This window comes from Uliginosibacterium paludis (assembly GCF_039631355.1).
GTDB classification, from domain to species: Bacteria; Pseudomonadota; Gammaproteobacteria; order Burkholderiales; family Rhodocyclaceae; genus Uliginosibacterium; species Uliginosibacterium paludis.
In genome coordinates this window covers 1-13186 of record NZ_JBDIVF010000015.1, presented here as the reverse complement: position 1 = coordinate 13186, position 13186 = coordinate 1, and the positions used below count along the sequence as shown (strand labels likewise).

Here is a 13186-nt window from a genome sequence, read left to right as displayed (position 1 = left end):
GAATGCCGGCTGAGCCAGCGCTGACTGGAAGGCCAGGGCCAGAGTCAGTACGCACAAGCTTCTGAAAGCGGGGCTCTTCATGGCAGCACCCAGAGTGAGGCCGTATCGGGAACGAAGGGGCCGTTGTCGGGGTCTGCCAGGAGATGGCAGGAGTCGGAGCACTTGCTGCCGTCCCAGAGCGTTACATGGCCGACAGCGTTGTTCCAGCCGTGACCTTTGACGACGATGATGCCCTTCATGTTCGCAAAGTCCGAAGGTTTAGGCGACTTGACGGTTTTTTCCGGTGTGCCGAAGGAGCGGGCGAGGTAGGCCATCATGTCCGGTACCTTGTACATGTATTGCCTGCGGTCGGCGCCGCTGACGGTGCTGTACATCGAACTCTTCGGGATCGGGAAGCCGGTGGTGTTCAGGACGTAGCTCATCCGGATCGGGCAGGCATTCTCGAATTTTCCTTTTCCGGGTGGAAGTTCGATGTTTTCCTGAACTTTACCGCCAATCATTTTTCCGACTTCCTCGACAGACTTCCTGACCGCGAGGAACGCAGCCCACGCCATGTTGAATGAAGGACGTTTCATGTGTTTCCTTTTCGTTTCTGCGGGCCGTGATGCGGCAAGACTGTTGCGATCAGGTACATGGCGTTGCGGGCATCGGGGCGCGGCGGGTCGATTCTTACGGCGCCATCTGATCATGACAAACGGGATGCACCGGGCCGCACAGATGCTACCGCACTGTTTTTTGCGACAGGGCGTTGAAGCATTCGTTCGTGCAGTAACTGATGCCGTTAATCGGAGGCATGGTGTCACCCGGAAGCTGAGGGGCACGCCTCGGCGGCTCCGCGCGTTTCCTCAGCCCCCCGCGCGCTTCACGTTAAAGCCCTCTGCCTTGAGCCGGGTGATGACGAGCTCGCAGTGGTCGCCCTGGATTTCGATGAGGCCGTCGCGGGTGGTGCCGCCGGTGCCGCAGGCGGTCTTGAGTTTCTTGCCCAGCGCTGCGAGGGCGGTGGCGTCGAGCAGCACGCCTTTGACCACCGTCACGCATTTGCCGCCGCGGCCCTTGGTCTCGCGCGACACGCGCACGATGCCGTCTCCCGTGGGCATGGCGGCTTGCTTGCAGGTGCAGGCATTGATCGGCTGGCGGCAGTCGGGGCAGGTGCGGCCCAGTTCGGTGGAGTAGACGAGGCCGCTGCTGCGGGATTTCATGTTCATGTCGGCTTCCGGAAAACCTGAAGGCGCGACTCTACGCTGCGCAGGCGGACCCTGCACGCCCAGCGTGGGCGCGGGCTCAGTGCTGCAGTTGCCAGGCGGGCGAGCGTTCGATCAGGCCGTCGGCCAGATCGATGCAGCGGCGGTGGATCGATCCGTCCAGCGCCTTGAGCCAGCGCTCCGGCAGACCCTGTTCGCCCACCAGCGCGCCCATGATCATGCCGGTGATGGCGCCGGTGGTATCGGCGTCGCCGCCGCAATTGACGACCTGCAGCAGGGCGGACTCGAAACTGTCATTGAGGTCGATCGCCTGCAGCACGGCGCGCAGGGTGTCGACGACATAGCCCGAGGGATTGAGCGCGCGGCGGCCGCGAAAACGGAAGAGCGGGAATTCGCGCGCCAGCAGGTGGGCCTGCGCCATCACGGCGCGGATGCCCTGGCCGGGCGTATCGGCTGCGCGCAGACCGGCCTGGATCATGTTCACCACGGTGAGCGTGGCGGCGTCGGTCAGCGGGTTGTTGTGGGTGACGCGGGCCTGCGCGAGGGTGGCGCGCGCCAGCGTATCGGCCGGGGCGCCGAGCAGGATCAGCGCGGTCGGCGCGCAGCGCATGGTCGCACCGTTGCCGGCGTCTTCCGAGGGCGGCATGCAGGCTTCCCCGGTCTGGCGGAAGCGCAGGATGCCGCGCCGCACCGTGTGCCCGATATCCACCGGCTTGCCGCGCATCCAGGTGTCGAAGGCCGCAGCGTAGTCCTCGGCCGAGGGCGCATGCGGCCGCAGCAGCCAGGCATCGGCCAGGGCGAAGGCCATGGTGGTGTCATCGGTCACCTGGCCACTCGGCAGACGCAGCCAGCCGCCGCCCCGGATGCGGTCATGCCGGCCATGCACGCGCAGGATTTCGGAGGGCGTCATGAATTCCACCGTGGCGCCCAGTGCATCGCCCAGCGCCAGACCGAGCATGGCACCGCGGGCATGCCGGCGCAGCGCGATGCGGGCCGGATGACTGGTCGCGCCGACCAGGCTGGTCGAGAACCACTGCAGGAAAGGGCGGGCGGTCACGAGCATGCTGCGCTCCTTGAAGTCAGGGCTGGCAGATATCGGGGCTGCCTGAGCAGCCGCTTCCCGGATCATCGGCCAGCCCGAGGCGGGCGGCATCGAATCCGGCGACGCGCAGCCCTTCACCCTCGATCAGCGGGCGGCGGATCAGCAGCGGTTCGGCGATCAGTGTGCGCAGGGCGCTGCCGGAGTCAAGGAGGGCCGGCGACAGTTCGCCCGAGCGGATCACGGGGGCGGCCGGGTTGAACCACTGTTCTATCGGCAGGTCGATGAAGAAATCCAGCAGGCGTTGCGCCGTCCAGGGCTCGGTCAGCAGATTGTGCGGATGGACGACATGGCCGGCGGCGCGCAGCGCTTCGATCTGGCGGGCGTTGGTACTGCAGCCGGGCTTGTGCCAGAAATGCAGGGTGGCCATCTCAGGCCTCCGGGCGCGAGGCCGCCAGGAAAGCCACGGGCAGGATGCCGGTCAGCGAGCCGGGTGGATTGAGCGGTGCGCCCAGCTCGTCGATGATCGCGCCTTCAACCGGGCAGATCGCCACGCATTGCGGCGTGGCAAAGGCTTCGATGCACTCGGTGCAGCGCGAAGCATCGATCAGGAAGTGGGGGTGCGTGTCGATGATGGCGTCATTCGGGCACCAGGGCAGGCAGGCCTGGCAACTGACGCAGCTCTCGATGATCTCCAGGGCCATTCAAACCTCCATTCCGGGCAAACAGGACCGGGTGTGGCGCCCGGTTTGCGCCGTGCCTGGCAACGCGCAGCTCGCGAGTCTCGGCACAAAAGGGCTTGCCTGTCGCGCCAGCCCCCCAGCACCCAGCACACCGCCGAAGGCGGCCGCCTCACGCCCGCATCGGGGCCGCCGGCCGGTCGAGCTTGCCGGCCTTGAGCAGGTCCTGCCACACCGCGGCGGCCGCGGCTTCGATGGGCTCCAGGGCGTGCGACACATCGGGCTGGATGCCGGCGGCTTCGAGCTTGCTCCAGGGCTCATGACCGATGCGCGAGCAGAGCAGCACCTCGCAGTCCGATAGTGCGGCGATGTTGCGATCCAGCGTGCTGTCAGTGTCGCCGCATTCGCTCTCGCCGCTGCAGTACTGTGCGCCGCGCCGCGTGCCGATGAAGCGCACGCCGCTGCTGCTCGCTTCATAGACCAGGAACTCGCGTGCATGGCCGAAGTGCTGGTTGATGAGGTTCTGTCCGGTGCTGGCCACCGCGATCTTTACCGGCCGGCCTGCGGCGGGCTTGTGGAAGGCGATCACCTGGCTGCTCACCGGCGTGTGGGCGGCATGACGGCGTGCTTCGAGATCGGCGTTGATCTGTGCGCGCAGTGCCACGCGACGGGCCATGGCAGCGGCTTCGTCGATTTCCATGGCTTCCACCTTCTCCATCGAGAATTCGTCGCCGCGGTCCTCGCCCAGCATGCCGACGGCATCGGCCCGGCACTGGCGGCAGTGGCGCATCATGTTCATGTCACCCGCGCAGGCGTCCTGCAGGGCCTGCAGTTCTTCGCTGCTCGGGCCGCGCTGGCCCGCAAGCCCGAAGAAGGTGCCGTGGGCCGGGTCTGAGATCAGCGGCATCACGTTGTGCAGGAAAGCGCCTTTCGCCCGCACCACGCGTGAGACTTCCTTCAGGTGTTCGTCGTTGATGCCGGGAATCATCACCGAGTTCACCTTCACCAGGATGCCGCGGGCGACCAGCATTTCCAGCCCCTTCTGCTGCTGCGCGATGAGGATTTCCGCGGCTTCGCGGCCACGGATGCGGCGGTGGTCCCAGAAGATCCACGGATAGATCCTGGCGCCGATATCCGGATCCAGGCAGTTGATGGTGATCGTTACATGATCCACATTGGCTGCAGCGATCTGTTCGACATATTCCGGAAGCATCAGGCCGTTGGTGGAGAGGCAGAGCTTGAGGTCCGGTGCGCGCTGCTGCAACTCGCGGAACACGCTGAAGGTGCGCGCCGGGTTGGCCAGTGCATCACCCGGCCCGGCAATGCCCAGCACGCTCATCTGCGGAATCGCCGCCGCCACCGCCAGCGTCTTTTTCACCGCCTGTGCCGGGGTGAGCACTTCGGACACCACACCCGGGCGGGATTCGTTGGAGCAGTCGTACTTGCGGTTGCAGTAGTTGCACTGGATGTTGCAGGCCGGCGCCACCGCCACATGCATGCGGGCGTAGTGATGGTGGGCCTGCTCGGAATAGCAGGGGTGATCCTGCACTTTCTTCTGGATGTCCGCGGCGAGCAGGTTCATCTGCGCGGCGGATGAGCCGCAGCGGCTGCTGCTGCAGCCGGAGGCGGTCAGCGGAGTACCAAGGTCGATCTGGGCCATGCCGGGCTCCCGGAGGATTCGTTCTGGAGTGATTCAGCAAAGGCCGTGCCCGACGCGCAGCAGGCCGCTCTGGCAAGGCGCGGGCTACGGGCGGGCAGGCCAGTGTCGGCTTGATGACAGCGATTTGTGTGGGGAAGGGCACAGAGGCTTGATGAGGAGTTTCCCTTGCCGCCCAGCCCCCACGGGTGGGCTGTCTTGCGCTAGCGTTGCGGATTGCCATGCTCATGACACAGTCAGCCCCGGAGGCGCCGATGAGGAAGGACCCGAGAACGCTTGCCCGTACCCTGCTTGCCCTGTGCCTGATTTCGGGCGGGTTGCCGGATGCTCGCGCCGCGCAGCCCTGCGTCGGCGTGATTCCCGCGGGCAGCGGCCACGCTTTCTGGCGCGAGGTCGAGAGCGGCGCGCGCCGCGCGGGCAAGACGCTCGGTGTCGAGATCTATTTCCGCGGCCCGGCGGAAGACAACACGCCGGAGGCCCAGCGTGCGGTGATCGACGTGATCGAGAAGAAGGGCTGTGCCGCGCTGGTGCTGGCGCCGGCTTCGCCCGGGCTCAACGAGGACGTCAGCCGGCTGCGCAAGCGCGGCATACCCACCGTGCATATCGACCGTACTTACGAGGGGGCAGAGGTGGTTGCGGTGGTGGCGACCGACAACTTCCATGCCGGCGTAATGGCCGGTGATCGGATGGCCTCGCTGCTGCCCGCCGGCGCAGCGGTCGGACTGCTGCGTCTGCAGAAGGGCGTGGTGTCCACCGATGCGCGTGAGGCGGGTTTTGTCGAGGCGGCCACCCGGCGCGGTTTGCGGATCATCTTCGAAACCGAGCTGGGCACGCGGGTCGGTGAAGCGCGCACGCGTGCCGAGGAAACGCTGCGGCATGCGCCGACGCTCGCCGGGCTCTTCGCGCCGAACGAGTCGACGACCTCCTCGGCACTGGCCGCAATGCGGAAGACCGGTCTTGCCGGAAAAGTCCGCCTGGTCGGGTTTGACATCAACCGGGCCCTGCTCGATTCGGTAGGCGCCGGCGATGTGGATGCCTTGCTGGTGCAGCGCCCCGAGCGCATGGGCTATGAAGGCGTGATGCGGGCCTGGAGCGCGGTATCGGCTCGCGGGGCGCCAGAAGCTGCCGGGCGCACCGATACCGGCGTGTTCTTCGTCGATGCCACCCAGCTGCAGTCGGCGACCATGCGCGAATCCCTCGCGCCCTATCTCGCCTCGCCGCGCTGAGAGCCCCGAAAAAAAGCCCGTCCGGAAGCCGGACGGGCAAGACCCTCACAGTGCTCGGAGATCAGATCGCGTCGAGACGGATCTGCACACCGGTGGCGGTGTAGGTGGTGGTGAGCTTGCTGAAACCCGCCACACTCACGTTCGCAAACTTGCCGCTGAGGGCACCTGCCGTCAGCACGGTCAGCGTGCTGCCCACCGCCGGCGTGTAGCCGGAGAAGCTCACCGCCAGATCGCCGCCGGCAATCACCGCGTTGCCGCTGACCTTCAGCGAGCCATTGCTGGCCGAGCTCATCACCAGTTTCAGCGTGCCGGCGGTCTGGGTGTAAGCCCCGCCGACCGAGATCTGACCCGGCGCCGCGCACTCGAGCACGCCACCCTTCATGAACAGATCACCACTGCCGAAGGCGCTGACCGAATCTGCCGCCAGCGTGCCGGCGGTGAGCACCGTGCCGCCGCTGTAGCTGTTGCTGCCTGCCAGGCGCAGCATGCCGCTGCCGAGCTTGCTGAGCTTGCCCTTGCCGGCGATGTCATTGCGCCAGGTGTCGCGGGCGCTGAAGCCGCCAGCAGCGGCATCCATCGTCACCGCCACGTCGCCGTTGAACGCGCCGTAACCATCCGCTGCTGCAAACAGGTTCAGGCGGCCCCAGCCTTCCTCGTCGTTCGCCAGCGCGTAGCCGGAGTCGATTTCGGTGGTCTTCAGCACCACGCGGCGCTGCGCGGCCGTCAGGTAGGGCAGACGGGTTTCGAGCAGGATTTCCGCGCCCTTCGGCACCGTGGCCGCCTTGCCTGCGTTGGCGGCAATCACCGGCAGGTTGTAGGTCAGGCGCCTGGTGTAGTTCGCCTTGTTGGTGGCGTAGTCGGAGAAGCGGTCGTAATTGACGCTGCTGGTGTCGGTGGTCGTCGCGGTGCGGGCCTTGGCGAGCAGCGCGTTGAAGTCACTCGTGCCGGTCTGGGCCATCAGGTAGTCCTGCACCAGCTTGTAGGTGGCGGCCTTGTCCATCGTCGTCTTGTTCAGGCTGTAGGCCACCACGGCCGTGGCCTGCACGCGCCCGCCCATCACGTCCAGCGGCGAGTGCATGCCGGCGAGGATGCGGTTCTCGCCCATTTCCATCGCCCGCGAGATCAGCTCCTGATAGCGCTGCGGGAACAGATAGGCCATCGGCAGCACATCACGCCAGGCTTCGGCGGTGTGGCCCGAGGGGAAGCCGCCGTCGGTAGCAGGTGTGCTGCTCTTCGCGGATTCGAGCGCGGGCACCACCACCACGTCGCTGCTCCAGCGCCACGGACGGGCGTACTTGTAGAAGCGCTTCGCGGGCTCACCCGAACCGTCAGTGATGTTGCCGCTGTCGATGAAGCTCACGGCCTGACCGAGTGCCGCGCTGGTCGAGCCGAGGTTGTTGCCGCCGTCCGACACGGCCGTGACCGCCGTCGCCGGATCGACCGCGGCGATGGTGCTGGTCTGGCCGGTGCCGGTGCGCCAGATGCTGGTCAGCGGGCCCATGCCGTCGGACACCGAAAAACCCTTGCTGCGGCGGTCATCCATGTAGGCCGCCAGTGCCTGGGCGCTGCTTCGGTTCTTGGTTGCGTTCTTCACATAGTCGATGTTGGCGGCATGCAGCGCGGCGTTGACGACGGTGCCATCTGTGCTGTCACCGGGGATGCCGGTCCAGGTGGAGGCGGTCACGGCGGGGCAGCTGCCGTTGGCGGCGAGCGTCACGCCGGCATCCACCTTCAGGCTGCTCGGCGTCCACAGATCGAGGAAGCCCTTGAGCACGCGCACGCCGGCGTTGGTGTCGAGGGTGACCATGCATGCGTCATTGCGCTGGTTGGTCGCTCCGGTATCCACATAGGCGAGCACGCCGGTCGGCGCATCGGCCGCTTCGACGCTGCCGAGGCCGGCCGGTTCGGCTGGCACCACGATGGTTCCGGCGCTGCTGGATGCGCTGCTGGCGGCAGACGACGAGGCGGCCGAGCTCGAAGCATTGCTCGAGCTCGATGCGCTGCTGCCGGTGTTGCCGTTATCACTCGCGTCGCTGCCACCACCGCAGGCCACCAGGCCCAGTGCGGCCAGAACCGCGAGGACGGCTGCGCGGCGACGGAAGACAAAAGCTGCGTTCATTACCTGCTCCTGTTGAGTGCCCCTACGGGCTGTCTGAAATGCGTGGATCCTCCCTTGTTCGTGTTACAGCCCGAATAAAAAGGGGGTTGCGGGTGCGTTAAGTTTTCGTGACAGCGCCTGTCATGTTCCTGTCATGCGACTGCAGTACTGCCGCAATCGCATCCGACCATGCTTCGCGGATTTGCGGATGCGATGAGGGGAGAGGCGATGGTTGCAGGGCGGGCAGTGAGCAGGCACGGCGGATGGGGGCTGTGCCTCGTGGTGGCGGGTATTCTGTCGGCATGTGGTGGCAGCGACGGCAGCGATCCGTCGCCTGCCGGAATGTCGTCCGCCGCCTCCAGCCTGGCTTCATCTGCCAGCGCTTCCAGCGTGGCTTCAAGTGCCATGAGCAGCACGGGCAGCTCGGCCAGTGCCGCTTCTGCCGCCAGCAGTATGGCGGCTTCCAGTGCATCCAGCGCCGCCAGCAGCGAAGCGACGCCGGTGAGTCTGAGCCTCGCGAAGATCGGCGGCTACACCCACAGCGGCGGGGCGAGTTCGGCTGAGATCACGGCCTTCGATCCGCTGAGCAAGCGACTTTTCGTCATCAATGGCGCGCTCGGCACGGTCGATGTGCTGAACCTTGCGGACCCGGCCAACCCGACCCTGGTGAGCTCGATCGCAACCAGCCGCTTCGGCAGCGGTCTGGGCGGCGCCAACAGCGTGGCAGTGAAGAACGGCGTGGTGGCGCTCGCCATCGAGGCTTCGCCGAAAACCTCGCCGGGCATCGTGGCGCTGCTGCGTGCGAGCGACCTCGTCACGCTCGGCACCGCCACCGTCGGCGCGCTGCCCGACATGCTCACCTTCACGCCGGACGGCAAGACGCTGCTGGTGGCCAACGAGGGTGAGCCGAACAGCTATGGCCAGAGCGACTCGGTCGACCCCGAGGGCTCGGTCAGCGTGATCAGCCTGGGCACACTGGGGGCCTCGGTGAGCAGTGTCAGCCTGAGCGTGACCGACGCCGGCTTCACCGGCTTCAACAGCCAGATCGATACGCTGCGTGCGGCCGGCGTGCGCATCTTCGGACCGAACGCGACGGTGGCCCAGGATCTGGAACCGGAGTACATCACCGTGGCGGCCGACAGCAGCAAGGCCTGGATCACGCTGCAGGAAAACAATGCGATTGCCGAGCTTGATCTCGCCACGAAGACCATCACCGCGATCCGTTCGCTGGGTCTCAAGGATCACAGCCTCGCCGGCTACGGCATGGACGTGAGCGATGAGGACGGCGGCACGAACACCAACAGCGGCACGCCCGCAGTGAAGATCCGCACGGTGCCGGTGAAAGGCATGTACATGCCGGACGCCATCGCGAGCTATGTGGTCGATGGCGTGACCTATCTGGTGACGGCCAATGAAGGGGATGCGCGTGACTACACCGGCTTTGCCGAAGAAGTCCGGGTGCGGAGCTGGTGCAGCGGCGGCCTGTCGTCGGCCTTGTCCTCCGACTCCGCCAACGATGTGAAGGACAGCAATCTCGGCCGGCTGAAAGTCACCGCGAACTACAACGGCGGCAGCGCCGACCTCGGCAAGGATGCGAGCGGCGTGTGCAGCGCGCTGTATGCCTTCGGCGGGCGGTCTTTCTCGATCTGGAAAACCGACGCCAGCCAGGTCTTCGATTCCGGTGACCAGTTCGAGCAGAAGACGGCTGCGCTGAGCGAAGCGAACTTCAACGCCAGCAACGACAACAACACGCTGGATTCGCGCAGCCCGGCCAAAGGCCCGGAGCCTGAAGGCGTGGTACTTGCCGCCTTCGGCACGAAGACCTATGCCTTCATCGGGCTGGAGCGCATCGGCGGTGTGATGGTGTATGACATCAGCAAGCCCGCGGCACCGGTCTTCGTGAGCTATCTCAACACCCGCAGCGGGACTTCGGGTGACAACGGTCCCGAAGGCCTCGCCATCATCCGCGCGGCGGATTCACCCAATGGCAGGCCGCTGCTGATCGTGGGCAACGAAACCAGCGGCACGACGGCGGTGTATCAGATCAATCTGGCCTACTGAGCCGGCGGCGGTTCAAGGCAGAGCAGGGCGTCCGGTGCGGGCCGGGCGCCCTTTTTCATGGCGCGCCGCCCGGCCCGCAAGGCTTGCCCTGTCGCGGCACTTGCAAGAAGATGTAAAGCCGCGTCGTCCTGACGTGGCGCTTTCTGGAAAGGACACTCATGCGCAAGACGGGCCTCGGGCTGCTGCTCGGAATGATCGTGATGCTGGCTGCATGCAGCATGGCGCCGCAGCTGCCGCCACCGGTGCGCGGCACGATGTCGGCCGACGAGATGACCAAGCGCTTCGTGCGCAAGCCCGGCGTGGCGCGCGTGTACGTCTATCGCAATACCCGGCATGGCAAGGATTTCCCGGTGATGCTCAAGGTCGACGATGAAGAGGTCGGCACGCTGGCAGGCTACACCTACATGGCGCTCGAGCTGCCGCCCGGTGTGCACCGGCTGCGCGCCTCGAACGTGGAAGAGGGCGCGATCGAGCTGATGCTCGAAGGCGGCAGCACGAGCTTCCTGCAGCTCAACATCGGGCTCAGCATGGCGATCGGCAAACCCGAGCTGCTGCCCATCCACCAGCTCGAAGGCGAGAACTCGATCCGCACCGAATGCAGTCTGGTGCTGCCCCGCAAGTACGGCCTGAACTTCTGACCCTGGGCCGGGGCCCACCCGCCGCTCAGAGCGCCGGCAGCGGGAAGCTGCCGCTGAGGGCTTCGTAGTGTCCGTCGGCATAGCGATAGACGATCTGTGAATTCACCGTGTTTACGGTGGCCAGATATTCCTCGCGCACGGGCGGCGGAGGGGCACAGCATTCGCCGCCTCGTGCGATGGCTTCCTCGATGCGGCGATCCACTTCCTCTTCATCGGGCTCGACCACGACCCGCCGCGCGGTGACCCGCGTGCCGGAGAGATTGATCGTCAGCCGGTCCGGTGCGTCGTTGCGCGACTCCAGATACCAGCGGCCGGTGATGGCATGGCAGCCTGCCCGCGGCGAGAACTCGTCCAGCGCCATGCGGCCGTGACTGCCCGGACGCATCCTGAGCATGGCGCGGCAGCGCTCGCCGGGCGAGTCGGTTTCGGCGCCAAGTTGCACCGGCTCGCCGTTGGGCAGCAGGGGCTGCATGTCGGCAATGCCGATCGCGAACAGGTTGAGCCAGCGTGCGCAGCGGCCGAGCCGGCAACTGCCGTTCTCGATCACCAGCGCCTTGCGGCGCGCGTCCAGCGCGGTCGTGCGGAGCTCGCCGGGCAGACCGTTGGCGCCGGTGCGGGTGAAGTCCTCATGCTCGCCGATGCGGTACCAGCGATTGCCGCGCTTGCCGAACCAGTAGGCGTCGAGGCTGGCGGGCGTGCTGCTGCCCGTCTCGCGGCTGCCACCGGCATCGGCCGGGGTGCCGGCCACGATCAGCAGCAGCCGGGTGGTGGAGAGCGGGGCGATCAGCACCGGCTGGAGGCTGCGCCGCTCGGTTTCGGCCGGTGCCGAGGCGTCCGCCCCGCGCAGGGTGCGCAGGATCATGGACTCGGGCCCGGCGGCCTGCCAGCCGGGGCGCACCAGCGCCATCAGTGCGGCCGGTTCGGTGCTGGTGGTATAGGGCTCGGAGCTGAAGGGGCTGCAGGCGGCGAGCACGCACAGCAGGCATGCCAGCCCCAGTGCCTCGCGCAATCCCTGCATCTGCTGCTCCCTGAATCGTCGGTATGCAGGGATTATGCCTTCATCCTGCCCGGCTGCGCCGGTGGCGCTTTCAGGCCGCGCGGCGGTTCAGCAGCAGGCCGCATTCGAGATGGTGCGTCCAGGGAAACTGGTCGAACACCGCCGAGGCGGCGATCTCGTGCGTATCGATGAGGGCGGCGACGTTGTCGCGCAGGGTCTGCGGATTGCAGCTGATGTAGAGGATGCTGTCGAAGCCGCGGGCGAACTGCAGGGTGTTGTCGTCCAGACCCGCACGCGGCGGATCGACGAAGAGGGTGGAGAAGCGGTAGCTGTCGAGATCAACGTCCTTCAGCCGGGTGAAGGGCCGCACCCTGGCCATGGCATCGCTGATTTCCTCGGCCGCCATGCGCACCATGGTCACGTTGTCGATGTCGTTGGTCTGCAGGTTGTGATGCGCGGCTCGCACCGAGGACTTGCTCATCTCGGTGGCCAGCACGCGGCCGAAATGCGGCGCCAGCGCCACGGTGAAGTTGCCGTTGCCGCAATAGAGTTCCATCAGGTCGCCGCCCAGCTCCTCGGCCTGGCGGCAGGCCCAGCCCAGCATGTGCTGGTTCATGCCGGCGTTGGGCTGCGAGAACGCGCCCTCGATCTGCTGGTAGCTCAGCGGCCGGCCATTGACGGTCAGGCGCTCGAGCAGCCAGTCGCGCTCGAGCACGATCTTCTGCTTGAGGCTACGACCGATCACCAGGACGCCCAGCTCGGCGGCCAGCTCGCGTGCGGCGGTCTCCCAGGCGGCGTCGAGCGCGCGGTGATAGAGCAGGGTGACCAGCATTTCGCCGGAGAGCGTGGCGAGAAAATTCACTTGGAATATCCGCCGCTTGAGCTCCGGCCGTGCCGTGATGGCGGCCTTGAGGCGAGGCATCAGGTCGCAGATCGATTCGGCCGCGACCGGGAAGGTCTCCATCAGCACCGGGCGCTTGGGCTCGGCCGGATCGAACATCGCGTAATGGATCCCGTCGGCCTCATGCCAGATGCGGAATTCGGCCCGCTGCCTGTAATGCACCGGTGCCGAGCGGAACACCGCAGGCTCGGGCAGGCCGAACGCGGCGAAATCCTTGCGGAAGCCGGCCAGCTTGACGGCGAGCTGGGCTTCGTAAGCCTGGGGATCATTCACGGGCTGGAACATGGCAGGTCGGCAGGACGGCAAAAAACAAGGGCGCAAGGATACTCCTGCTGCCACGCCGCTGCGCACGGATTGACCCTGATCCGCGGTGGGGCCGCCTGCGCGTGTTGACTTCATGCCGAGGCGGATGGATTATGTATCGCACGCGATTGAATCGTTCGGGTTAAGCGAGGGCCATCATGAGCCAACCCGTCAGCCTGCTGTACCAGACCGACGTCACCCGCGGCCGCAAGGATCCGCTTCGTTTCGATCAGCGCGCGATCGACCGGCCTCTCGGGCGATAGGCTTTGCTTTCTGGCTCCCTCCAAAAAACCACGCATCATCCTGCGCACCCAGCACCCAGCACCCAGCACCCAGCACCCAGCACCCAGCACCCAGCACCCAGCACCCAGCACCCAGCACCCA

12 protein-coding genes are annotated in these 13186 nt (G+C 66.5%); 3 read left to right on the top strand and 9 right to left on the bottom strand.

Translation table 11 applies throughout. The features are described from left to right. Window positions 1-77: 77 nt before the first annotated feature. The 6 genes from ABDB87_RS19370 to nifB form a co-directional block, all read right to left on the bottom strand. The gene (locus ABDB87_RS19370; RefSeq protein ID WP_345930190.1) at window positions 78-575 is read right to left on the bottom strand and encodes a type VI secretion system amidase effector protein Tae4; all 498 of its coding nucleotides are present in this window, start codon (window positions 573-575) and stop codon (window positions 78-80) included. A gap of 270 nt (window positions 576-845) precedes the next feature. Next, window positions 846-1205, bottom strand: a complete 360-nt coding sequence (locus tag ABDB87_RS19365) for a translation initiation factor Sui1 (RefSeq protein WP_345930188.1) — start codon at window positions 1203-1205, stop codon at window positions 846-848. Between the two features lie 76 nt (window positions 1206-1281). Further along, window positions 1282-2265: an ADP-ribosylglycohydrolase family protein gene (locus tag ABDB87_RS19360; protein WP_345930186.1), complete on the bottom strand. Its 984-nt coding sequence runs from the start codon at window positions 2263-2265 to the stop codon at window positions 1282-1284. 16 nt (window positions 2266-2281) lie between these two features. Then, window positions 2282-2671: a thioredoxin domain-containing protein gene (locus tag ABDB87_RS19355; protein ID WP_345930184.1), complete on the bottom strand. Its 390-nt coding sequence runs from the start codon at window positions 2669-2671 to the stop codon at window positions 2282-2284. 1 nt (window position 2672) lies between these two features. Then, the gene (locus ABDB87_RS19350) at window positions 2673-2945 is read right to left on the bottom strand and encodes a 4Fe-4S dicluster domain-containing protein (protein ID WP_345930182.1); all 273 of its coding nucleotides are present in this window, start codon (window positions 2943-2945) and stop codon (window positions 2673-2675) included. 148 nt (window positions 2946-3093) lie between these two features. Next, entirely contained in the window at window positions 3094-4581 is a 1488-nt protein-coding gene (gene nifB, locus ABDB87_RS19345; RefSeq protein WP_345930180.1) for a nitrogenase cofactor biosynthesis protein NifB, read from the bottom strand. Between the two features lie 251 nt (window positions 4582-4832). On the opposite strand from nifB, the gene ABDB87_RS19340 reads away from it, so the two are divergent. Beyond that, a complete protein-coding gene (locus ABDB87_RS19340; RefSeq protein ID WP_345930178.1) occupies window positions 4833-5804 on the top strand; it encodes a substrate-binding domain-containing protein in 972 nt (323 codons plus the stop codon). Window positions 5805-5865: 61 nt separating this feature from the next. Here the strand turns inward: ABDB87_RS19340 and ABDB87_RS19335 are convergent, their stop codons facing one another. Continuing rightward, window positions 5866-7923, bottom strand: a complete 2058-nt coding sequence (locus ABDB87_RS19335) for an acid phosphatase (RefSeq protein ID WP_345930177.1) — start codon at window positions 7921-7923, stop codon at window positions 5866-5868. A gap of 225 nt (window positions 7924-8148) precedes the next feature. On the opposite strand from ABDB87_RS19335, the gene ABDB87_RS19330 reads away from it, so the two are divergent. Both ABDB87_RS19330 and ABDB87_RS19325 read left to right on the top strand, forming a co-directional pair. Next, window positions 8149-9963, top strand: a complete 1815-nt coding sequence (locus ABDB87_RS19330; protein ID WP_345930175.1) for a choice-of-anchor I family protein — start codon at window positions 8149-8151, stop codon at window positions 9961-9963. 158 nt (window positions 9964-10121) lie between these two features. Further along, window positions 10122-10601, top strand: a complete 480-nt coding sequence (locus tag ABDB87_RS19325) for a DUF2846 domain-containing protein (protein WP_345930173.1) — start codon at window positions 10122-10124, stop codon at window positions 10599-10601. A gap of 25 nt (window positions 10602-10626) precedes the next feature. Here the strand turns inward: ABDB87_RS19325 and ABDB87_RS19320 are convergent, their stop codons facing one another. Continuing rightward, window positions 10627-11619: a hypothetical protein gene (locus tag ABDB87_RS19320; RefSeq protein WP_345930171.1), complete on the bottom strand. Its 993-nt coding sequence runs from the start codon at window positions 11617-11619 to the stop codon at window positions 10627-10629. 70 nt (window positions 11620-11689) lie between these two features. Then, on the bottom strand, window positions 11690-12784 hold the full coding sequence (gene trmA, locus ABDB87_RS19315; RefSeq protein WP_345930169.1) for a tRNA (uridine(54)-C5)-methyltransferase TrmA: 1095 nt from the start codon (window positions 12782-12784) through the stop codon (window positions 11690-11692). Window positions 12785-13186: the final 402 nt, after the last annotated feature.